The following is a 22,540-nucleotide window of genomic DNA, read 5'->3' on the forward strand; positions in this document are numbered from 1 at the left end:
TTTTCCCGCCAGCCGATGTAGCGGGGATCGTCCAGGCGTTCCTGGTTGTTGGTCCCCAGATCCAGGACGATGGGGAGTGTTTTTTCCGGAGCAACCCCGCCACACAGGGTGTACAGGGATAATTTGCCGATCGGAATCCCCATACCGCCGACTCCCTGATCGCCCAGGCCCAGGATGCGTTCCCCGTCTGTGACGACAATCACGTCGATATCCCGTTCGATATTCTCCAGAATCGCATCCATGGAATCGCGTTCGGGGTAGGAAATGAAAATTCCGCGGGGACGTCGATAAATATGGCTGAAACGTTCACACGCCAGGCCCACAACGGGCGTATAAATGATGGCCATCATCTCAGTGATATGTGCCAGCATGAGGCGGTAAAAAAGTGTTTCGTTCTCGTCCTGGAGCTGTCTGAGATAGATGTGTTTGTTAATCGGTTCATTGAAGTCACAAAAGGCTTCGTAAGCGCGTTCGACCTGCTCTTCCAGGGTATCTACATGCGGGGGCAGGAGCCCAAGTAAGCCGTGCTGGATACGCTCCTCGGTTGTAAAAGCGGTCCCTTTGTTCAACAGGGGGTCTTCCACGAGCAGGGTGCCGCGTTTTTCGATTGAAAATTCTTCTGTCGTACGTCCTGTGTTCATGTCAAATTCAATCCCGATGTGAAGAGTCGTGGGTGAGGAAGTGATACGGAATTCCTGATCCGAAAGGTACTTCCTGTATCTGGCATAGAATAGTGTAAAAGTGGTGAGTCTGTCGATGTTACTCTTAAGAAACTGTCAGGAATCCTGTAAGCTGGAGTTTGAGTGGAGAAGTCGTCTCATCATTTGCCGGGAAACGCGGGAAGTGGGTGAGGCACGACTTGCAACTCACTATCAGATTTCGTACATATCAGCACCCAGTGAATGATCTGCCTTTATGGTAATTGTTCAATTGGGTCTTCACAGTTTATTCATGTTTCTGGAACGCTTTCATTATGTCGCGTCAATTTAATATTGCTCTGGTGCAGGTCTCGCTGAACGGGACTCCCGATGAGAATCTGATCAAGTGCCTCGACTGGGTCCGCACCGCCGCCGGTCAGGGGGGACAGGTCATTTGCCTGCCTGAGCTCTACAGTTCGTTTTATTTCTGTCAGAAAGAGACGACAAAGTATTTCGAGTTCGCCGAACCGCTGTATGACAAATCGTTCACTGCTTTCAGCAAGCTGGCGGAAGAGCTGGGGGTGGTGATCATTGTCCCGTTTTTCGAGAAGCGAACCGAAGGCCTGTACCATAACAGTGCTTACGTGATTGACGCGGACGGCAGCGAAGCGGGCCTGTATCGCAAGATGCATATTCCCGATGACCCCTGTTTCTACGAGAAGTTTTATTTCACACCGGGCGACCTGGGGTTCAAAGCCATTCAGACTCGTTTCGGGAAAATCGGCACGCTGATCTGTTGGGACCAGTGGTTTCCGGAAGGGGCGCGGATTACCGCGTTAAGCGGCGCGAATGTGCTGGTCTACCCGACGGCCATCGGCTGGCATCCCCATGAAAAAGCCGAGTATGGGGTGAAGCAGCACGATTCCTGGATGACGATTCAGCGGAGTCACGCGATTGCCAATGGAACCTTCGTGGCAGCCGTCAACCGCGTCGGTTTTGAACAGCCCGAACCGGAACAGCCGGGTCTGGAATTCTGGGGCGCTTCCTTCATCTGCGGCCCCCAGGGTGAAATCATTGCTCAGGCATCGCACGACCAGGAAGAGATTCTGATTGCCGAGGTCAACCTGGACGAGATGGCGGAGGTCCGACAGAACTGGCCGTTCCTGCGTGACCGCCGCATCGACGCCTATGGCAATATTCTCAAACTCTATCATGATGATGCCTCTCAATGAGTGAGATCACACGCAGACTGCCCGCAGAATGGGAACCGCACCAGGCGACGCTGCTGGCGTTTCCTCATAACGGCAATGACTGGCCTGGCAAGTACGAAGTCATCAAGTGGGCGTTCATTGAACTGATCCGCAAGGTGGCCGAGTTCGAACGTGTGCTGTTGATCGTGAAAAATGACGAACAGCAGCAGAAAGTCACGACGATGCTGGAGCAGGCACACGCAAATACGAAGCAGGTCAAATTTATTCAGCAGAATACGAACCGCAGCTGGATGCGTGATTCGGGGCCGATTGTCGTACAGCGGAGTGACGGCAAACGCGAAGCACTGCAGTTCCGCTTTAATGGCTGGGCGAAATATCCCAATCATCGTCTGGACTGGCAGGTGCCATCAGCGGTTGCGAAATCGCTCAAGTTTCCCGTTACGGAAGTCTGCTACCAGGGACGTCCGGTGGTCCTGGAAGGGGGCGCGATTGAAGTCAATGGTCGGGGAACTATGATTACGACAGAAGAATGTCTGCTCGATCAAAAGACGCAGGTCCGCAATCCCGATTTCACAAAAGAAGATTATGCTGCCATCTTTAAAGAATACCTGGGCGTATCGAATGTGATCTGGCTGGGGGACGGCATCGAAGGTGATGATACCCACGGCCACGTGGACGACATCTGCCGCTTTGTGAATCCGACGACGGTCGTCGCCTGTGTAGAGCCGAACAAAAAAGATGTCAATCATCGCCGCCTGGCACGGAATTTAGAACGTCTGAAAAGTGCCCGCCTGGAAGATGGCAGCAAACTGAACGTGGTAGAAATGCCCATGCCCGGTCGACTTGATTTCGAAGATTTACGTCTGCCGGCCAGCTATGTCAATTTTCTGGTGACGAATGGCTGCGTGCTGATGCCGACGTTTAATGATCCTAACGACGCGATCGCTTTGGGTATTCTCAGTGAGCTGTTTCCTGACCGCCGCGTGATCGGCATTCACGCGGTCGATCTGGTCTGGGGGCTGGGCACGCTGCATTGCCTGAGCCATGAGATTACGGCTGCAGTGTAATCAATCGTATGATTCACGATCTATGATTGAGTTCAGACAGGCACCCAGGTATGATAATTAAGAACGTTTAATTACCTGCTTTTCAGCTGAACCCACCGTGAATTAAGCTCCAGTTTGCCCTCCCGTTCATAAGGTCGCCACTATGAAACGCCTGCTTGCTTTGACGCTGTCTGGTTTTCTGTCTCTCGTTTCTCTGAGTGCCCCTGCAGCGGAGGATTTGACAGTTCTGCCACCGCTGGAAGGTACAGCAGCCGAGTCCGGTCTGGTCTATCAGGCTTTGCAAAAGCGAGCGCATGAAGCGTTCGCGAAACGGAAAGAGGTCTACGAAAACATTAAAACGCCTGAAGACTGTGAAGCCTACCAGAAGCGGATGAAAGATTTCTTTCAAACGCAGCTCGGCGGGTTTCCGGAACGGACGCCGTTGAATCCCCGCGTGATCGGAAAACTGAAGGGGGATGGCTTCCGCGTGGAAAACGTGATCTACGAAAGCTGGCCCGGTCATCATGTGACGGCGAATCTGTATCTGCCTGACAGCAAGCCTCCGTACCCGGGTGTTCTGGTTCCCTGTGGTCACAGTCATAACGGCAAGGCTGCCGCCGCGTATCAGCGGGCCTGTATTCTGCTGGCAAAAAACGGAATGGCAGCGCTGTGTTACGATCCCATCGGCCAGGGAGAGCGGTACCAGGTGCTGTCTGAAGAGCCGAACGAATTTTTTGCAGGAGGGAGTCGCTACCGACCGCCGCATCCGCGGGTGCAGTATTATTGTACTGCCGAGCATACACTGTTTTCGGTCAGTTCGATTCCCTTAGGCAGCAATGCGGCCCGGTATCGGATCTGGGACGGGATGCGGAGTATTGATTACCTGGTGAGTCGTCCGGAGATCGATGCGAAGCGGATTGGCTGCACCGGGAATTCCGGTGGCGGAACGCTGACGAGTTACATCATGGCGCTGGATGAACGGGTGCAGGCGGCGGCGCCGGTCTGTTATTCGACCATGTATCGTTATCTCATTGATTTCAATGGTCCCCAGGATGGCGAGCAGAATATCTTCGGCCAGCTCGCCTATGGCATGGATATCTCCGACTATACACTGATGCGTGCTCCCAGGCCGACGCTGATCTGTGCGGGCACACATGACAGTACTTTTAAAATTGACGGTACCTGGGAACTGTTTCGCGAGGCCAAACGCTTTTATACGCGGATGGGTTATGCAGAACGTGTGGGGATTATTGAAGCAGATGCCCCCCATGGTTTCACAATCAAATTGCGTGAGGGAGCGGCTCGCTGGATGAACCGCTGGCTGTTGAACAAAGAGAATCCCATTTTTGAAGTGGCGGATCAGCGGGTCTTTACGGACGAAGAACTGCAGTGCTCGCAATCGGGACAGATTCTGCTCGACGCGGGCGAACGTTCGCTGTTTGCCGTCAATGAGGAATTGAATCAGCGGCTGGCGGAAGAGCGGGCTGCTTTCTGGAACTCAACAGATTTAAGTACTGCACGGGAAAAAGTGCGTGTGGTCTCCGGGATTCAGCCACTCGGTTCACTGCCGCATCCCGGATTGAAAACAGCAGGCAGCATCTCGCGCGACGGTTATCAGATCCAGAAGCTGGTCATCACGCCCGATCATGCCACTCCTCTGCCGGCACTGCTGTTTCTGCCGGAGTCTCCCACGGGGGACCGTGTTTTATATCTGCACGGTGGTGGCAAACAGGCCGAAGCGAAAGCAGGCGCTGCGATTGAGCAGTTGGTAAAGCAGGGAGACGTTGTCCTTGCGGTAGATGTCCGCTGTATCGGTGAAACATCGCGGCAGAATAATCGGCGGATTGGGTGGTCGCATGGACTGCTCGGGCCGAACTATCATGAGTGCGCGGTCGCGTATCTGCTGGGTGAGTCGATGGTCAAACTGCGTGCGGAAGACATTCTGGTAGCAGCACGGTTCCTGTCGGAATATCAGTCAGAGCAGAAAACGCAGCCTGTGGTATTGACGGCCATTGGTGAAACGGCGATCCCGGCCCTGCATGCAGCGGCTCTGGAACCGGGACTGTTCTCAAAAGTGAATCTGAGCCAGATGATCGCTTCCTGGGGAGACGTGGTAAAAACACCGGAAACGCAGAATCAGTTGATCAACACGGTGCACGGCGCACTCAAGGTTTATGATCTGCCGAACCTGCTTCAACTGGCGGGCCGTGAGAAAGTCCAGGTCACTCAACCGGCAAGTGTGACTGCTGAACTGGCGTCTCAGAAGTAAATCGGGACCCTGTCTTAACAACCTTAAACAGGTCTCTCACCATGAGTCTCGCTGGACAATGCCTGCTGCGCCCTTAATAATGGCTGTTCCGGTCTTATTATTAATTAATTGCAGAACTTGCGCTCAATGGGAGAATTTTAGATGCAATCGCTGACTCGACGGATGGCTTTGAAACTGTTTGCTGCGGGAACGACATTTCTGGGCTTCAAAAAACCAGGAGTCCTGCAGGCAGATGAGAAAACAGTGGCAGGTTCTGTCGCAGGACGCTGGAAAAAAACACACGACCGGGTCTGGCTGGGCGAAGAATTCTGGGCCAATCCGATGGAGGACTGGCGGATTAAAGAGGGAGCCGCCGAATGCCTGTCGACCGGAGGCAGCCGTAACATTCAACTGGTCACACATCAGCTGACGAATCCCGAGGCACCGTTCAGGATGTCCGTACATGTGAGTCAGCATGAAGTCAAACAGCAGGATGGTGGCGTTGGGTTTCGAGTGGGAGTGAAAAGCGATATTAACGAATACCGCAGCAACTGCTTTGCCAAAGGGGGCATCAAGGCCGGCGTTGTTGCCGGCGAAATGGTGCTGGGCAACAAACAGCAGAAACTGACGCAACCAGCGGACATGAAAAACTGTGTGCTGACCTTGATCGGCAAACCGGAGGGGGAAAAGTATTCACTGACCTTAATCGTATCCAGCCCCGAGTCGGATAAGCCGCTGGGGACGCTGACGCAGACCTTTCCTCCCCAGGCGCTGCTGGGCAATGTGGCGGTGGTCAGCAATTTCGATCCCCGCTTCAATCGAAAGATCGGTGCCCGCTACCGTTTCAGCGACTGGTCGGTGACAGGCGATGCGTTTACTGTCACTCCCGAACACAAATTCGGTCCCATTTTATGGTCGCAGTACTCACTCAGTGATTCGCGCAGCGACGATGGTTTCGTGATGAAGATCACGGCTCTGACCGGTCCTCTGGGTGAGCAGGACAACAAGGACGTGGAATTGTTCATCAAACAGGCCGACGACTGGAAGTCCCTGGGAACCGCCGCCCTGGATACCGACGCATGGACGGCGACCTTCCGTGTTCCCAACTGGAATGAGAAAGAGGCAACGCCTTTCAAACTGGTTTACCGGGAAAAACTGACCGATGGAACCGAAGTGCCCGCCGAGCGAACCGGCATCATCCGGGCGAATCCGGAAGGACGTCCGTTGAAACTGGGAGCGCTGACCTGCCAGAAGGATTACGGGTTTCCCTATGAGCCTGTGGCAAACAATCTGCTGAAAGTCGATCCGGATCTGCTCTACTTTTCTGGCGATCAGCTGTATGAAGATCATGGCGGTTTTGGCCTGATTCGCGATCCTGCGGCACCGGCGATTCTGAATTACCTGCGTAAGTTCTACATGTACGGCTGGGCCTTTGGTGAAGCGATGCGGGATCGTCCTGTCATCTGCCTTCCCGATGACCATGACGTGTTCCACGGAAATCTCTGGGGTGAGGGCGGTGCCAAGATGAAAGAGGGCACCACATCTTCAGCCGGTGGCTATCGGGAACCGGCGCGGATGGTGAATGTCGTTCACAAGACGTGTACCGCGCATCATCCTGATTATGCTGATCCGACTCCCTGCAAGCAGAATATCAGCGTCTACTATGGCGATATGGTGTATGGTGGCGTAAGTTTTGCCATCATTGCCGACCGACAGTTCAAGAGCGGTCCCGAGCATGTGGAAACGGGCAGCGGCCGGGCCGACCATGTAATGGATCCCAACTTTGATACGTCGGTTCTTGATAAACCAGGACTGGTTCTATTGGGTGAGCGCCAGGAAAAATTCCTCGAACGCTGGTGTGATGACTGGCGGGCACACAATATTAAAGTCCTCTTCAGCCAGACCGTGTTTGCCGGCGTCGCCACACATCATGGCGGCTATGATGGTTATCTGAAAGCCGACCTGGATTGTGGCAGCTGGCCTCAGACCGCCCGGAACCGTACGGTCCAGATCATCCGAAAGGGAATGCCGTTACACATCAACGGGGATCAGCATTTGACATCGCTGTCACAGTATGGATCCGACGCACAGCGGGACAGTTGCTGGTCATTCTGTACGCCTGCGATCTCAGCCGGTTATCCGCGCTGGTGGCGGCCCGATGAAGTGGGGATGCCTCACGAAAACCGTCCGCAGCATGGACTGGCAAATACAGGTGAATTCATCGATGGTTTCGGGAATAAAGTGTATGTCTACGCTGTGGGGAATCCGGAACCGGCTTCTGAAAAGAATCGTTACGATCTGGCCCATCAAAAGGGGAGCGGGTTCGGACTGGTGCTGATAGATCCTGAAAAGAAAACGTATACCCTGAACAGTTTCCGCTTCCTGGTGGATGCGACCGACGGGAAAACGGCGAATCAGTTCCCCGGCTGGCCTGTGACGATTCACCAGAAAGAAAATGGTGGCGATAATCTGATTCAGTAAACAGATTCTGCGAATTTGACTTCTCTTTTTTAACCCGCCGGTGTCAGGAGATGGAGCGATGTGGAAATGTTTTGCGGTAACAGCTGCCCTGTTGGTTCAGTTTACTTCCGTTTCTTTTGCGCAGACGCGTGAAGAGAAAGTCAAACAGGATCGTGCACATGTGGAGTCAACCGGTTACTGGATCTATAATGATCTGGAGCAGGGCTTCCAGGAGGCAACAAAGTCGAATAAGCCACTGCTGGTTGTTCTGCGCTGTATTCCCTGCGAAGAATGTGTGAAGCTGGATGAACAGCTGATGGAGCAGGATCAGAGTCTCAAGCCGCTGATGGATCAGTTTGTCCGCGTGCGTCTGATTTCCACCAACGGCCTGGACCTCTCGCTGTTTCAATTTGACTACGATCAGTCGTTCGCCGTATTCATGTTGAATCCTGACCGGACAATTTACGGGCGATTTGGAACGCGATCACACCGCACGATGTGGTCGGAAGATGTTTCCATCACCGGTTTGCGAAAAGCCATTGCAGGCGCTCTGGAACTGCATAAGAACTATGAGAGTGTAAAAGCTTCGCTGGCGGGAAAACGGGGGACAAAGCCTCTGGTTGCCTCGCCGGAAAAGTTTCCGTTGCTGGCAGGTAAATATAACTCGCGAATCAACGAGAAGCAGAACATTGTGAAAAGCTGTATCCACTGCCACCAGATTGGCGATGCCCAGCGCGATTATTATCTACGCGATCAAAAACCGTTGCCTGATCAGATTCTGTTTTCTTACCCGCATCCCAAAATACTGGGGCTCATTCTCGACCCGCAGGAAAAAGCGACAGTGCAGAAAGTCGCTGCCGGTTCCATCGCTGCACAGGCCGGTTTTAAGCCGGGAGAGCATATTATCACTCTGGAAGGTCAGCCGTTACTTTCGATTGCCGACATCCAGTGGGTGCTGCAGCATGCGAAACAGACAGATCAGCTGGCGGCCCGCGTCAATCGCGGCGGGCAGGAACTTGATCTGACGATTGATCTCCCCAAAGGCTGGAGACGCAAGGATGATCTTTCCTGGCGCGTGAGCAGCTGGCCTTTGAGGCGTATGGTGCTGGGGGGAGCTGTACTGGAAGAAGCGACGCGGGAGGAACGCAAACAGATCGGACTGACAATGGCATCACCTGACATGACGCTCCGCATCAAACACCTGGGTCAGTACGGTGCGCATGCAGCGGCAAAGAAGGCTGGTTTCCGGAAAGGGGATCTGATCCTTTCCTACAATGGCAGAAAAGATCTGAAGCGAGAGACTGATCTGCTGGCGTATGGAGTGAACGAATTGAAGCCGGGCGAATCGGTTCCGGTGACGGTGCTGCGTGACGGGAAACAGCTGGAAATGTATCTGCCCCGCCAGGAATAAGTTCTCACGCTCACTCGTCTGACGGGTTCATCGCCAGGTCAGCGTTTTTGTCTGTCGGTTCCAGGCGTGGTCTTCGATATTCGTGCGCGTGGTTAAGGTAACTCCTGTAGGCGTGAGCTGCGCAACGGTCCAGCCTGTAGTAGAATGATCGGGATTGGCGACATAGGAAGTGGCCGGCGTATTGATAATGTGGATGCCTTTGTGCGCGGCATTGCTGCGATGATGAATGTGCCCGTGGATGTAGGCTTTGACCTGCGGCCGCGCGACGAGTAATTCCCAGAGTGCTTCCGAATCAGTCAGTCCGCCCGGGAAATGGACCGGGTCACCGCCCAGTCGCGGGTTATGATGGGTGACGATGATGGCCGGTTTGTCCGCATGCGCGTCGAGTGCGTCGGCCAGCCAGATACGTTGTTCTTTCCCGAGCGTACCCTGGGTGACCATCGTTTTGTGCAGTGAATCGAGCAGGAAGAAGTTGGCGTACTTTGTCTGCACGACGGAGATATGTCGCGACTTAACAGGAAGCGCAGCGGGTCTCTGTTCCTGCATCACTTCATAAAAGACATCGCGTTCATCGTGATTGCCCAGTGTGAGGTGTGTATCAATTCTGGCTTCCTGCAGTGGCTGAATCAGTCTGGCGAAGTGTTTATAATCGCCGGGTTGACCATCGCGCAGGGCCAGATCACCGTTAATCAGAACGCACGCGGGTTTTTGAGGAAGTTCCACCAGTTCACCGACGATCTCCCGCAGATGGGTGGGGATGGGAGAGTTCGCGGGATGCTTTTCGCCGATGTGGGTATCATTCAATATATAGACGATATCAGATTGCTGATCGCTCTGTTCCTTTGCCAGCAGGCCACTGGAACAGGTGACAAAGCCGGCTCCCAAAGTGAAAAGGAACTGACGTCGATTCTGCGCGGGTAGATGGACGGGCATGGCAGGACTCCCTGTATTGGATGATTTCGGGCAGGATGAATTCAGCAATTTGCTTTTATTATCGTAAACAACGGGTCCACTGTGTGAAACCGAAACTTGAGTTAATTTTGGGTGAGTGTGGATGTTGGTTCGAGCAGATACAGTGATTCGCGGCCCATGCGTTCGCAGATTCCCAGTGCTTCCGAGAAAGGGATATCCAGTCGTTCGACGCGATCAGGCGACATGAAAACAACCCAGCCGGACCAGGGATCCGGGGAACCGGGCAGATAAACAGAGACCAGCTTATCGTTCGTGCGTTCGGCTTCAAAGGCGATGCGGGTCATGTCATCCAGGCGAACGAGAACGGGCAGCATCTCCGGTCTGTTGTGATCGCCGCCGATACTGCCTTTCAGTTGCTCGCGGTAGATGGCGTAGCGGGGGAAGAGCAGGATCAGGTTCTTCTCAATCAATCGGGACAGGCTTCTCCCGATCGACCAGCGGGCCACCAGGCCGGCGGCAAAACACATCAGCAGCACGATACCCAGTGCGAGGCCAATCAGCAGGGTGATGCCGGCAGGCGTTTTCACGGGAATGTACTCGGAGAGGAACGTGGCGATGGAGAGCACGATGGGTACGATCTGTCCGACGAGCGCACCTATCACAATTAGGGGTAACAGAAAGATCAGACCGCCGATCGCGGTGGTTTTCAGGAAGCCGAAACTTTTTATAACGTGCTGTGACATGTCGGATCGTCTTTGCTGCAAAAATAGTTGTGAGTTCAGGGATTGGTTGATTCTGCCTGAGGCGTCAGTGTTTTCACAAGCGCATCACGGCGTTTCTGGAGTTCTGTCCGTTTCGCAGCCTGGGTTTGAATCAGGTTCTGTTTTTCGTGGGGATCGGTTTTGAGATCGAACAGAAATTCTTCGCCGGCAGCATCTTCGATGTATTTCCAGTCTCCCTGCCTTAACGCAGACCAGCGTCCCCGTTTCAGTTCGGCGTGGGAGCCGAGTTGCCAGTACAGTTCCCTGCTACCGACGGGTGTCTGGCCGGTCAGGAGTCCGGAGATGTCTTTTCCATCCAGGGTGAGCCCCCCTGTTTCCACATTGGCGAAATGACAGATGGTCGGGAACAGGTCCAGGGCCCAGGCGACTTCATTTGTTTCCGTTGCTGCTTTGATTTTTCCCGGCCAGCGGATGATGCAGGGCACACGAATACCACCTTCAAACAGTGTCGCCTTGGCACCGCGAAAAGGCTGATTATTGCCGCCATAAACATAGTCGCCGCCGTGATCGGTCATGAAAATAACCAGCGTATTCTGATCCAGACCGTTATTTTTCAGTGAAGTCATGACGCGTCCGATGCCATCATCGAGGGCAACCGTCATGGCGGCGAACTCGCGACGGACTTTATCTTTGATGGTTCCAACCCGTTTTAAATCATCACCGCGGGCCTGCATGATATTCACGGGGCTCTGATCGCCGGGGGACCAGCCTTTGCCGAAATGGGGCGCATTGTAGGACAGGAACAGAAAGAACGGTTTATCTGTCGTCTGCTGATCTTTCAGAAAGTGTTCTGCTTCTTCGGTGATGAGATCGGTAGCGTAGCCATTCTCGGAGACATGACGCTGGTTGTGATACCAGTCGGGGATATTGCCATAGGTCATCGTGAAGTAATCGATGCAGCCGCCGGTATGTCCGCGAAACAGGTCAAAACCATGCGCGGTGGGCAGAAAGGATTCCGTGCCATGCCCCAGATGCCATTTGCCGATCAGTGCGGTCCGGTAGCCGTTCTGCTGCAGGACCTCGCCGATGGTGGTTTCGCCGGGTTGAATGCCGCGCTGCTGATCGATATCGCTCATAAACATCAATGCGCCCAGCAGTTGATCTTGCGAGCGTGTCGGATTGCGGCCCGTCAGGATTCCGAAGCGGGAAGGCGTGCAGATTGCGGAAGCGGAATAGTACTGGCGAAACAGCAATCCCTCTTTCGCCAGTTGATCTATGTGGGGGGTTGGGATTTCACTGCCGTAACAGCCGACATCGTTGATGCCCTGATCGTCGGTGAAAATAATCAGCACGTTGGGCCGTTCCGCTGCCTGCAAGGGAGAGCAGAATGCGAACAGAGCGAAAACCAACATGAGAATAGAGCGACGGGGTGTATTTAACATCGAATTCCTGCCAGAGTGAGTGAAATCAACCAGAGGACGAAAGAGGTTCGTAGCATGGTCACTCACTATTGTGCATGAAAAGCGACTGTCAGGCAATGATGTCATGCACGACGTTGCCACCTTCTGTGCCCGTCAGTCGGAATTCACGGTTCCCCTGGTGGAAGGTCAGCCTGTCATGCTGCAGTCCCAGTTGATGCAGAATCGTAGCATGTAGATCGCGAAAATGGACTTTACCTTCAATGGCCCGGGCACCTGTCGGATCGGTTTTGCCATAAGCCAGGCCGCGTTTGATGCCACCGCCGGCCATCCAGAAGGTGAAGCCCCGGGCATTGTGTCCGGTCTCATCTTTCTTGTTTTCGGGAACAAGACCGGGGCGACCGAATTCTCCTCCCCAGACCACCAGTGTTTCCTCGAGCAGGCCCCGTTGTTCAAGATCTTCGAGCAGGGCGGCGATCGGGGCGTCCGTGGCTTTACAGTTCGCCGTCAGGTCGGCACGATGATTTTTATGTTGATCCCAGCTGCCATGATTGACTTCTATGAAGCGCACGCCTGCCTCGGCGAAGCGACGCGCCAGCAGACACTGGCGACCGAAGTCAGAGTCTTTGCAGGTTCCCACGGTTTTCCCCTGACCGACGCGATAACGTTCGAGAGTCGATTTGCTTTCCTGGCTCAGATCGAGCAGTTCGGGGGCGGCCATCTGCATGCGAAAGCCGAGTTCCATGGACTGGATAACGGCGTCGAGACGGCTGTCATCGGGACGCAGGGTAGCATGTTCACGATTCATCGCCTGTACGAAGTCAAGCTGGCGGCGTTTGACGTGCGCAGGCAGGTGATCGCTTTGAATGTTACCGATCGTGGCGGTGGACATATTGGTTGTGTTGAGGCCGATCGGGGTGCCTTCATAAACGGGAGGTAGAAACGCACTGGAGTAAACGGATGGCTTTTTCGGGTACAGACTGATAAAACCGGGGACATTCTGGTTTTCGGTTCCCAGGCCATACAGCACCCAGGAACCCAGGCTGGGGCGGGGCCGCAGACGATCGCCGGTGTGTAGCTGCAGAAATGATTGCGCGTGGTTGGTGATGTCGGCGTGCATGCCGTTCAGGACACAGAGTTTGTCGGCGTGTTTCGCGGTTTCGGGGAGCAGTTCAGAAATCCAGAGTCCACTTTCGCCGTGCTGTGAGAAATTGAAGACCGAGCCGGGATGCTTTTTTTTGCCGGTCTGCGGTTTATAATCAAAAGTATCCAGCTGGGCGGGGCCTCCGCTCATGCAGAGGAAAATCACACGTTTGGCGCGGGCAGGAAGTTGCGGGGCACGGGCAGACAGACTGGGAGTTACCGCAGAATCACTGGCGCCCGATTTCTGACCACACAGTGCGGAGAGTGCCAGGTAGCCGAAGCCGCAGGAGGCCGAACGTAACATTTCGCGTCGTGATATTCCGAGCATGAGGTCATTCCTCTGACTGTGATCGTGATTTCTTTGTAGGTTCAATTCTTAATCAACGTAGCGAAATTCGCTGGTGGTCAGTAATGCCTGGCAGAGTGTGGACCAGGCGATGAGCCGTCTCTGTGCTGTTTGTGATATCTCTGTTTTCAGACCCTGATCGAGATCCTGCAGCAGCGTCAGCGTTCGTTGCACTTCAAACGATTCGGGGACACGATTAAAAGCCCGCTCATAGACCAGGTTGATACGTTCCGTTTCAGTCAATTTTGGATCGGTCAGGACATTCCGGGCGAAAGCCTGTGACTGTTCGATCAGAAAATCGCTGTTCAGCAGAAACAGGCTTTGTGTGGGCAGTGTGGTTTCGTTGCGCTGGCCGACCGGTTTCGTGGAATCGGGCAGATCGAAGGCGGCCAACTGGGCCGGTTCGGAATGGCGCAGCATACAGAGATAAATGCTGCGATGGTTCGAAGGCAGGTGCAGGTTACCCGCGGTATTGACGAGTTCGTCTACATTGGCGATCGACGATCCCAGTCCGGGGTTCGGGTTGAGCTGACCGCTGGCTGCGAGGATGCTGTCCCTGAGGGATTCGGCATCGAGTCGGCGTCGATTGTGACGACAGAGGAGCCTGTTTTCCGGGTCGGCGTCAAGCACGTCGGCTTCGCAGAAGCTGCTCTGCTGATAGGTGCGACTGAGAACGATACTGCGAATCAGTTGCTTGATCGACCAGCCTTCGCTGCGAAAGCGGGTTGCCAGGTGATCGAGCAGTTCGGGATGCGTGGGGCGTTCGCCGTAGACGCCGAAATCATCGGGTGTGCGGACGAGGGCCTGCCCGAACAGATGCAGCCAGATGCGATTGACCATCACGCGCGCGGTCTGTGGATGATCATCTGCCGTAAGCCATTTTGCCAGTTGCAGGCGGCCACTTTGTGAAGCTGTGATTTTTGGCGAAGTTGTCATATTGCAGGCAGTGAGGAAGCCGCGGGGCACACTGGGTCCCAGTTTTTTGGATTCCCCTTTGATGTTGATTTTGCAGTCCGTGGGCTTTTTCTTTTCGCGCACGCCCATCGCCAGGGGAGTCCCCTCGGGATAGACGTATTTGGGTTTCTTTTTTCTCGATTGAACGCGTTCATTCATTACCGGTTTCGCTCCACTGTCCGGCGGCGCGACATAGTGGTGCTTCGCTTTCAGGACATGCAGGGGTGTTTCCGGTGCGGTTAAGGGTTGATGACCGGCGGCACCCCACATGGTATCGGTACTGAGAAAAATTCCCGCCATGGCGTAGTAGTCGCTGGTGGGAATGGGATCGTGTTTGTGATCGTGACAGCGGGCACAGGCGACGCTGAGACCCATCACGCCCGTGCTGACGACATCGATCTGGTCGTTGATCACATCCATATCAAAGTTGACGTTCATGGCTTTGGCAGGTTTGGAACCGAGGGCCAGAAAACCGGTGGCGATCAGCAGTCGGTCGCGGTCAGCGGGTGTTTCAGCAGGGAGCAGGTCTCCTGCGATCTGTTCGGTCAGGAAGCGGTCGTAGGGGAGATCGTTATTGAAGGCCTGGATGACATAGTCACGGTACCGCCAGGCATGGGGGAAAGTCGGGTTGCGGCTGAGACCATCGTTGCCATTCGATTCACCGTATCGGGCCACATCGAGCCAGTGCCGACCCCAGCGTTCACCGAAATGCGGAGAAGCGAGGAGTTCATCGACCAGCGTTTTTACCGCCGCCTGCTGACGACGCTGATAGTCGTCCAGAAAGGCTTCGGTCTGTTCCATCGTAGGAGGCAGGCCGATCAGGTCATAATATAATCGTCTGACCAACTGCATGGGTGTTGCGTCGTATGTGGGCTTCAGGCGGGCGGCTTCGATGCGGGCAAGCACGAACTGATCGAGCGGGTCAACACCCCAGTGCTGATTCTGAACGGCGGGGAGTTCGGGATTTGTGATCGGTTGAAAAGACCAGAGTGCGGGATCGGCGGATGCGGACACCGTATTCGGTTTTTTCGCGATGAGAGGTGCCTCGTCACGCGGGTCGGGGACTCCCATTTCCACCCATTTGACGAAGTCGGTGATCACTGCTTCCGGCAGTGGTTCGTTGGGAGGCATCTCCAGTCCGTCGTAGCGGAGTGCCTGGATCAACAGGCTTTCATTGGGACGCCCCTCCACAAAGGCCGGCCCTGACTCGCCTCCTTCGCGCATGCCGTCGCGTGTATCCATCCGCAGTTTGCCGCCCAGCTCTTCCGATTTCGCAGAATGGCAGGAGTAGCATTTTTTGACGAGTACAGGACGAATCCTGTTTTCAAAAAAGGCCCGCTGAGCGGGATTCATCTTCGCGTGTACGGGTTTCTGTGCGGTTGGACTTTCGGAGAAGGCAGGAGAAACCGGGCAGAACGCGATCGCGAGAAACCAGCAGGTGGCAGAGATCAAGGTGGTGAGCTTACGCATGGCCGACAGATTCTATGCAGGTAGGAGAAGTCGTACGCGTTCAGGTAAGGTCTAGTGAACAAGGATAGATCATACTTGGTTGATGCGTTTAAGTCAACAACTTAAATTGCCTCAAAAAACAGCTTGTTTTTAACATGATTTTTGGGTAATTGACACTGAAATGGTACAAAATTACCAAGAAAAACTACCAAGAAAATGAATGTCAGCATGAAGATAGTGAACATGATATGGGAGAGATCACGCCGTAAGGCATCTTAATCACTATTTGATATGCCCCCCGCAGGGGGCATGTCTTGCAATCCGCAGGATCTAATGAGAGTAGGACATACAAGAATCACATTTAGTAACACTATGATATGTTATAAAAAATGAAACCCCTGCCAGATGGATGACAGGGGCTTCAAAAATTTCAAAATTACAAAATTAAACGGACACCGCAAATGTCGATTAACACAAATTATAATAGTAGTTTCAATGCAAAAAATCAATCTGAATATCTCTGGTCGCAAGCCAAGCCCCGAACCTACTCCACCAAAAAAAATCCGACTTTTATCAATGGGCGAAGACAAAAACATAAATCATTTTTTCATTCCAGACAATCACATGTCGCTTTGTCTCAAGAGTATGCCAGATGTGCTGAATTTCGTCTCTGTGAACTAGATGATAACTTCACGATCTTCAAAGGTAACATAATGAATCCATTGAAGACAAAAATTCAATGGTCGCAATTTTTTAAACAGTTCAATAACTCCAGAAGAAATTACGAGTACAATCATAAAGTTAAAATTTGCTTCTTGGCAAAAATGCACATAACAAAAAGTAATTCGGCATCCCAGAGAGATGACATACATTATGATTTTATTGCTTTCACTGATGTTAATTTATCATCCAGACAATTATCCAGATTGATTAACACATGGATTATAAAAGCTGGTGGTCGTCCCAAGTGTGAGTGTAAGGTTATCCATGATCGAAGTCGGGATAACATTAGCAGGATATGTGATTACGTTATGAAGGCGACTGGAGACCCTCATTTTCTCCCACTGCCAGAATTAGCACGTCTTAAACTAATAACAAAAACACTTGGCGATTTTTGGGGCAGGTCAAAACAGGACATAGAACAAACGAGATATTTTAACGGTGAATTGGAAACTAATAAGAGACCATTATCAGGACGAAAGCAAGTTTGGCATTTATGGTGCAAATCTGTGTTTGGAAATGATGTTCCCAAGTATGAAACATCTGATTTTATCACACAAAAAAAGGTGATAAAAACACTCACAAATCAGCTAACGAGAGCTATTAGAGTTATAGTGAGTTGTTCTGCTTATTCCATTGACGTAAAATCCATCCTAAACACAGCCCACACAACGACTTGCGGCATATTTTTTACCCCTTTAAAAACAACAGGTAAACAGGAGAATTTAGCACTCAAGTATTACAGCTATATTGGCGATATTGATGAACAGATAGACAGACACCTGAGACCCTCTCCTGATTTACAAAAATTGTATTACGTGGGGTTTCGGGGTCGCTTATTAGGAGCGACTGACAAGCCCTTAATAATCAATGGCAAGCAACTGAATAGGTTATTAGATGTCTTCAATTGTCGTGTGGTAAAGCATCGTGCATTTCAGGCGATATAAAACAAAGGGGTATACCGTATATAAATCTGAGAGTCTATGTGTCGGTCGAGACGGCAACATGTACCTGTTATCGATGCAAAATTCAGGCATACCCCTTATGCCGTCAAATTGTGTGAGATAATTTGAGATGGGAATCCACGTTGGGTAGTGCGTAGATTTATCCCATCATTTTCTGGACGTTCTCCAATCAAATCCCAATCAAAATTTTAATCAATAAAAACAATATCTATCATCATGGGAAAATCACACATACATTTGGAAATGCCGTCTGAAATGAAGTCGGAAATTCAAGAACATGCGAGAGAGCAGGGTTTGACGCAAACCGCTTTTTTACGTCAGCTATTCTTAATGTGGAAGCAGGGTTTGCTTGAGCAAAAAATCACTCTTAAAAAACCAAGCCGAAAGTCACTTGGTTAAATCAGAGTCACACTTGATTCACATTGAATTCACAATGAAATTATTTAGAGTCACTCGCGAGTGACACATGTGTAATTTATAAGTGACCTGACAGTGACCATGAAAAAAGCCCCAAGTATTTAATTTAACACTTGGGACTTCTGGGACTTGCCTTATTTTCGTTTACTTGATTCCATATTTTTTTGCCACTATAACCAACGCTTTGTCTAATTTTTTAACTTGCTCAGGCGTGTAATTGACAATGTAATGACTACCATGTGTGCCAGATGCTTTCTCACAACGGTACAACCTTGATTCTTCTTCTCCTACTAAATCTTGGATTTCCTGAGCAACAGTTTTTCTTAACGCCTTGTGTGATGGTAGTCCATGTTCGTCTTTAAATGCTTTGAATTCTTTAATCAATTTTTGTTGATGCGGCATCGGTACAAGATATTCAAGACAATTTTTTGTTTCACTCCACAGCTTCCATGTACCAACAAGTTTTGATTTATTCTGATTTTTAACTCGTCCTGCAATGATGTAATCGTCTTGGATTATGTCAGGAGATAATGCAGTAATATCACTCCAGTAAAAACCACAATTAAGCCCCAACAACAAAGATGTTCTCACATTGCCAGTAGCATGTTTTAGAGCAGTTTTAACTTGCTCGAAACTGTATTGAATTTTTTGTCCCTCTGGTTTTTTGTAATGCAATTTCCTACGCAAAAAACCAAACGTCAAATTGTGGTCCGCTTCGATGCCAGATAGTAAACTCCTCAGTTCAACTTCTCTGTTATATTTTGTTCTCTCATTCCAGTTGTCGTTTTCTTTCACACGTTCAATATATTCCCTGTAATGTGAGACATTGATTTTTTTCACGTCGATATCACCAGTGATCGAAAAAAATAAATCACATGATTGTTTGGGTCCATGTGGTCCCGTTTTCAATCGAGACATGTGAGACTCAATTTCCTTTGATAATCTGCCATGAGTTATTTTTGTTGATGATTCAAAAACTTTGGAATTCAAAGTTCGAATGGCCAGTTCATCATTGGCGACACCATTTAATTCAGCCTGCCATTTTGCGTCAGGGTGCAATACATGGATGTCTGGCTCATCACTCCACACTGGAGTATTGATAGCATCATCCAAGAGAAGCCCCATATCGTCCACAGGTCGTCCCTGTGCTGTCAGATGCTCAATTATCCGCTCAATTGATCTAATACGACTCTGGAGAGGACTAGCGGCTCGTCTGGCTGAGATATTAGATTCTTCTAGCTCCTGAAGGTATCGCCGCCAGTAAGGTAGTGAATCTCTCTTGGTGGGTGGGATTTCAATCCCATACATTATGCTCAACTGGCGAACACTTTTATGGATTCGCTTACCCTTAATTCGCCACAAATTAGTTTTTGGATCAAAGGTTCCTGTGTTTTTAACTCTCACGTCTATCATCACAATCTCCCACTATTCCCGATATCAAAAAACAATAAATTTACCAAGAAATCTACCAAGTGAGGCAGATTACCAAGAGGGTTTTTTTAACGCAAACCCTATTTTTCAAGGCGTAATTTTGTTGTTTCGGGTGTAGTAGTGGGATTGAAAGCGGAGTCAACAACCTTAAGATTCTTTCGGCGTGGGAGAGAGACAAACGCCAGACTATTGGTTGCTGGGCCTGATAAAGTCTTAATCGCTAAGGTTTACCTGATTGATGTGATGTGCTGTTCTGATAGGATTGTGATCTGATTCCTACCCTGGCGCGTTCTGACAGAGAGTGAACAGCGTGATAACAACATACGACGTGATTATTGTGGGCGGTGGCGGCAGTGGACTGGCGGCGGCGGTGCGGGCACTGGAGCAGGGAGCACGCGTGCTGGTGCTGGAGAAGCAGTCCCAGCTGGGGGGTACGACGGGGATGGCCATCGGTTCGTTTACCGCAAATAGAACGAGTCTGCAGAGTGCTGTCGGTGTGAATGATAACGCGGACGATCATGAGGAAGACGCCGGCAAGTTTGCGGCTGTGGAAGTGGAAGCGCACAACAACAGTGAGCTGAGGCGGTTTTTCCTGGGGGAGACCGCGGAGACGCTGGAATGGCTGCGGGGCATGGGGCTGACTTTTCATGGCCCCAATCCGGAACCGCCGAACCGGGTACCGCGCATGCATAATATTGTGCCGAACGCGAAAGCGTATATTGCCGCGTTCCAGGCAAAGATCATTCGGCTCAAGGGGACAATTGTCTGCAGTGCGCCGGTGGTGGAACTGGTGTCTGACGGAACGCGGATTACGGGAGTCGTCGCGGAAATCGAGGGGACCCGGACTTCGATCACTGCGAAACGGGGGGTGGTTCTCGCAGCCGGCGATTATTCCAGTGCACCGGAGATGATCGGGCGATTCAAGGGAGATCGGTTTAAAACGATTGAGGGTGTGAACCCCAAGGCGTGTGGCGACGGACATCTGCTGGCAGAGCGGGCGGGGGCTCAACTGCTGAATATGGACATCACGTACGGGCCGGAACTGCGGTTTGTCCCGCCGCCCGGAGATCCATTTGAACAACTGCTGCCGACCAGGGGGCTCTTCGCAAAACTGCTGGGACGACTGGTGCCTCTGCTTCCGCAGGCGATCATCAACTTGCGGATCAAACGTCTGCTGTTGACGTGGCAGCATCCGGAGAATTCGCTGTTCGACGATGGTGCGATCCTGGTCAATGCAGAAGGACAGCGTTTCTGTAATGAGACCGATTCGCCGGCACGCGAGATTGCGATTTCCGAGCAGCCAGGAAAAGCGGCTTATATTCTGTTAGACGAACGAATTGCCGCGTTTTACAGCCAGTGGCCCTACTTTATTTCGACTGCGCCGAAAATTGCATATGCTTATGTGGACGATTATCTCAGGCTCCGCCCGGATGTGAGTGTGGCCGGGGATTCGCTGGAAACAGTCGCAGCACAGCGGGGGATCAATGCAGTAAATTTGAAAGAAACAGTGCAGCAGTTCAACCAGTATGTTACCGGGGCACAGTCTGACGCGTTTGGTCGCACCGATGATGAATGCCCGCTGACCGGGAAACGCTGGGTGTTACTGGGGCCGGCGAAATCGTATTTCACAACAACGGAAGGGGGCGTGGCGATTAACGCGGGACTGCAGGCACTGGATGAACGCGGGCAGCCCATTCCCGGCTTATATGCGATCGGCAGTAACGGCATGGGAGGCCAGATCCTGTGGGGCCACGGACTGCATATCGCGTGGGCGATTACCAGCGGTCGACTGGTGGGGGAACTGCTGGGGAGGGAATTAAATCAAAACAGGGAGTGAACAATGTCTGAGTGACAGGAAACAGAGATCTAAACGGTGGATTCACGGCAGTACCTGCATATCGCTATAACGGACATCATCGCTTCAGGTATTCTGTCGGATCTTCGACGTAGACTGAGTTATTCGTGCGACAGGGGTGCCGCTTGAACAGGTTTCTCCAAACTATTGTGGATGTCTGTTTTTCCCTCTATTGAATTGCTTAATTCCATGACGCGGGCTTTGGTCTCAGGATCTTTTTTCCACCCGGTCTGTCCCGACAGGTAAAGTAACTCACGCATTTCGGCAGACATCGGCTGCATGTTTTTATTCATCGGCGTCAGGGGGACTCCTTCAACGTCGATCTGGATCTCCTGATGTGTCAAAAACAAAATCGCGATCAGAAAAGCAAACAGGCCCAGGGAGAGAGTGATCGGTCCGGACAGTAACGAACCCAGCAGCAGGCATACACGGGAGAGCATGACGTACCTTCATTAATGGAGAATGGATTTGATGTGCCTGCAGGATTCATATAATTAATTCTGTGTTATTTATTTCGAATGAAAATAAACAGAATGAAGATCAGCTGTCTTTAGCTTCAGATTTGACATAAATAGATGGTTTATGTGGCCTTGAGTATAGCTCAACTGGATGCATAAGCAACCATTAATATGATTATGTTTGTAAATTTTAAGAATACGGGAGAGAGCGTCAGTTCAGCTGGTTTTATAGTAGTTTACACAATGAAATCTGTGGCGCGGATACGATACAGCCAGTCTTCGCATCCCGCCTGGTCGAAGCGGCTGCCATCGCGGTGGGCACCGATTTTTTCCATGGCACGCTGGGAGCGGATATTGCCAGGGCCGATGAGGAAGATCACGGAATCGACAAAGCGAAAAGCGTGCTGCAGCATGAGATGTTTCATTTCGCGATTATAGCGGCCGCCCCAGTGGGAACGGGCCAGGAAGCTCCAGCCGATCTCAATTTCAGACGCGTCCGGGTCATATCCGTTAAAACGTGAGGAGCCGATAATGGTTTCTGTACTGTTATCAATCGCGACTAAGGCACCGCCGGACTCCAGCGATTTCTGAAACAGTTTTTGAAATACCGGTTCCTGGTATCGTGTGCGGACGGGATGCTGTTCCCAGAGAAGGGGGTCCGAGGCAACGGCATACAGGGCAGCATAGTGCTTTGTCAAGCTATAAATTGAGGGTTGGGGGTGTTGTTTACGTGCTC

At 51.7% G+C, this 22,540-nt stretch carries 15 protein-coding genes and 1 pseudogene; 7 read left to right on the forward strand and 9 right to left on the reverse strand.

The window, feature by feature from the left end:
* Positions 1–641 (reverse strand): annotated as a pseudogene (locus tag AACZ40_RS18065) (NAD-dependent malic enzyme); the annotation flags it as partial.
* A gap of 332 nt (positions 642–973) precedes the next feature.
* Here AACZ40_RS18065 and AACZ40_RS18070 point away from each other — a divergent pair.
* The 5 genes from AACZ40_RS18070 to AACZ40_RS18090 all read left to right on the forward strand — a co-directional run bounded on the left by AACZ40_RS18070 (position 974) and on the right by AACZ40_RS18090 (position 9,014).
* On the forward strand, positions 974–1,870 hold the full coding sequence (locus AACZ40_RS18070) for a carbon-nitrogen hydrolase (RefSeq protein WP_291175999.1): 897 nt from the start codon (positions 974–976) through the stop codon (positions 1,868–1,870).
* Positions 1,867–2,916: an agmatine deiminase family protein gene (locus tag AACZ40_RS18075; RefSeq protein WP_291176001.1), complete on the forward strand. Its 1,050-nt coding sequence runs from the start codon at positions 1,867–1,869 to the stop codon at positions 2,914–2,916. The genes AACZ40_RS18070 and AACZ40_RS18075 overlap by 4 nt, the downstream gene beginning before the upstream one ends.
* A gap of 142 nt (positions 2,917–3,058) precedes the next feature.
* Complete coding sequence (locus tag AACZ40_RS18080; RefSeq protein ID WP_291176003.1) at positions 3,059–5,164, forward strand: acetylxylan esterase; 2,106 nt, start codon at positions 3,059–3,061, stop codon at positions 5,162–5,164.
* 141 nt (positions 5,165–5,305) lie between these two features.
* Positions 5,306–7,624 carry an alkaline phosphatase D family protein gene (locus AACZ40_RS18085; protein WP_291176005.1) on the forward strand — a complete coding sequence of 773 codons (2,319 nt, stop codon included), beginning with the start codon at positions 5,306–5,308 and terminating at the stop codon, positions 7,622–7,624.
* 58 nt (positions 7,625–7,682) lie between these two features.
* Positions 7,683–9,014 carry a Trx7/PDZ domain-containing (seleno)protein gene (locus tag AACZ40_RS18090; protein WP_291176007.1) on the forward strand — a complete coding sequence of 444 codons (1,332 nt, stop codon included), beginning with the start codon at positions 7,683–7,685 and terminating at the stop codon, positions 9,012–9,014.
* A 27-nt stretch (positions 9,015–9,041) separates the two neighbouring features.
* Here the strand turns inward: AACZ40_RS18090 and AACZ40_RS18095 are convergent, their stop codons facing one another.
* From AACZ40_RS18095 to AACZ40_RS18115, 5 genes are all read right to left on the reverse strand, one after another.
* Complete coding sequence (locus tag AACZ40_RS18095) at positions 9,042–9,947, reverse strand: metallophosphoesterase (protein ID WP_291176009.1); 906 nt, start codon at positions 9,945–9,947, stop codon at positions 9,042–9,044.
* Between the two features lie 101 nt (positions 9,948–10,048).
* A complete protein-coding gene (locus AACZ40_RS18100) occupies positions 10,049–10,669 on the reverse strand; it encodes a DUF502 domain-containing protein (protein ID WP_291176011.1) in 621 nt (206 codons plus the stop codon).
* 35 nt (positions 10,670–10,704) lie between these two features.
* Positions 10,705–12,090: a sulfatase-like hydrolase/transferase gene (locus tag AACZ40_RS18105; protein ID WP_291176012.1), complete on the reverse strand. Its 1,386-nt coding sequence runs from the start codon at positions 12,088–12,090 to the stop codon at positions 10,705–10,707.
* A gap of 88 nt (positions 12,091–12,178) precedes the next feature.
* Complete coding sequence (locus tag AACZ40_RS18110) at positions 12,179–13,537, reverse strand: DUF1501 domain-containing protein (protein ID WP_291176014.1); 1,359 nt, start codon at positions 13,535–13,537, stop codon at positions 12,179–12,181.
* Between the two features lie 48 nt (positions 13,538–13,585).
* Positions 13,586–15,979 (reverse strand): PSD1 and planctomycete cytochrome C domain-containing protein, encoded by a 2,394-nt coding sequence (locus tag AACZ40_RS18115; RefSeq protein WP_291176016.1) that lies wholly within the window; start codon positions 15,977–15,979, stop codon positions 13,586–13,588.
* A 440-nt stretch (positions 15,980–16,419) separates the two neighbouring features.
* On the opposite strand from AACZ40_RS18115, the gene AACZ40_RS18120 reads away from it, so the two are divergent.
* The gene (locus AACZ40_RS18120; RefSeq protein ID WP_291176017.1) at positions 16,420–17,625 is read left to right on the forward strand and encodes a hypothetical protein; all 1,206 of its coding nucleotides are present in this window, start codon (positions 16,420–16,422) and stop codon (positions 17,623–17,625) included.
* Positions 17,626–18,204: 579 nt separating this feature from the next.
* Here the strand turns inward: AACZ40_RS18120 and AACZ40_RS18125 are convergent.
* Positions 18,205–19,473 carry a hypothetical protein gene (locus AACZ40_RS18125; RefSeq protein ID WP_291176019.1) on the reverse strand — a complete coding sequence of 423 codons (1,269 nt, stop codon included), beginning with the start codon at positions 19,471–19,473 and terminating at the stop codon, positions 18,205–18,207.
* Between the two features lie 328 nt (positions 19,474–19,801).
* Between AACZ40_RS18125 and AACZ40_RS18130 the strand changes: the two genes are divergently transcribed.
* The gene (locus tag AACZ40_RS18130; RefSeq protein ID WP_291176021.1) at positions 19,802–21,328 is read left to right on the forward strand and encodes an FAD-dependent oxidoreductase; all 1,527 of its coding nucleotides are present in this window, start codon (positions 19,802–19,804) and stop codon (positions 21,326–21,328) included.
* Between the two features lie 119 nt (positions 21,329–21,447).
* Here the strand turns inward: AACZ40_RS18130 and AACZ40_RS18135 are convergent, their stop codons facing one another.
* A complete protein-coding gene (locus AACZ40_RS18135; protein WP_291176022.1) occupies positions 21,448–21,786 on the reverse strand; it encodes a hypothetical protein in 339 nt (112 codons plus the stop codon).
* A gap of 254 nt (positions 21,787–22,040) precedes the next feature.
* Positions 22,041–22,540: GNAT family N-acetyltransferase (locus AACZ40_RS18140; RefSeq protein WP_339675306.1), on the reverse strand; the 500-nt coding region annotated here is incomplete at its 5' end.

Source organism: uncultured Gimesia sp., from assembly GCF_963972345.1.
In the GTDB taxonomy this organism is placed as follows: domain Bacteria; phylum Planctomycetota; class Planctomycetia; order Planctomycetales; family Planctomycetaceae; genus Gimesia.

What these genes read in the sequence shown, in the direction of transcription:
- AACZ40_RS18070 (WP_291175999.1), top strand. Translation starts at nt 974, where the DNA reads ATGTCGCGTCAATTTAATATTGCTCTGGTGCAGGTCTCGCTGAACGGG.
- AACZ40_RS18075 (WP_291176001.1), top strand. Translation starts at nt 1,867, where the DNA reads ATGAGTGAGATCACACGCAGACTGCCCGCAGAATGGGAACCGCACCAG.
- AACZ40_RS18080 (WP_291176003.1), top strand. Translation starts at nt 3,059, where the DNA reads ATGAAACGCCTGCTTGCTTTGACGCTGTCTGGTTTTCTGTCTCTCGTT.
- AACZ40_RS18085 (WP_291176005.1), top strand. Translation starts at nt 5,306, where the DNA reads ATGCAATCGCTGACTCGACGGATGGCTTTGAAACTGTTTGCTGCGGGA.
- AACZ40_RS18090 (WP_291176007.1), top strand. Translation starts at nt 7,683, where the DNA reads ATGTGGAAATGTTTTGCGGTAACAGCTGCCCTGTTGGTTCAGTTTACT.
- AACZ40_RS18095 (WP_291176009.1), bottom strand. Translation starts at nt 9,947, where the DNA reads ATGCCCGTCCATCTACCCGCGCAGAATCGACGTCAGTTCCTTTTCACT.
- AACZ40_RS18100 (WP_291176011.1), bottom strand. Translation starts at nt 10,669, where the DNA reads ATGTCACAGCACGTTATAAAAAGTTTCGGCTTCCTGAAAACCACCGCG.
- AACZ40_RS18105 (WP_291176012.1), bottom strand. Translation starts at nt 12,090, where the DNA reads ATGTTAAATACACCCCGTCGCTCTATTCTCATGTTGGTTTTCGCTCTG.
- AACZ40_RS18110 (WP_291176014.1), bottom strand. Translation starts at nt 13,537, where the DNA reads ATGCTCGGAATATCACGACGCGAAATGTTACGTTCGGCCTCCTGCGGC.
- AACZ40_RS18115 (WP_291176016.1), bottom strand. Translation starts at nt 15,979, where the DNA reads ATGCGTAAGCTCACCACCTTGATCTCTGCCACCTGCTGGTTTCTCGCG.
- AACZ40_RS18120 (WP_291176017.1), top strand. Translation starts at nt 16,420, where the DNA reads ATGTCGATTAACACAAATTATAATAGTAGTTTCAATGCAAAAAATCAA.
- AACZ40_RS18125 (WP_291176019.1), bottom strand. Translation starts at nt 19,473, where the DNA reads ATGATAGACGTGAGAGTTAAAAACACAGGAACCTTTGATCCAAAAACT.
- AACZ40_RS18135 (WP_291176022.1), bottom strand. Translation starts at nt 21,786, where the DNA reads ATGCTCTCCCGTGTATGCCTGCTGCTGGGTTCGTTACTGTCCGGACCG.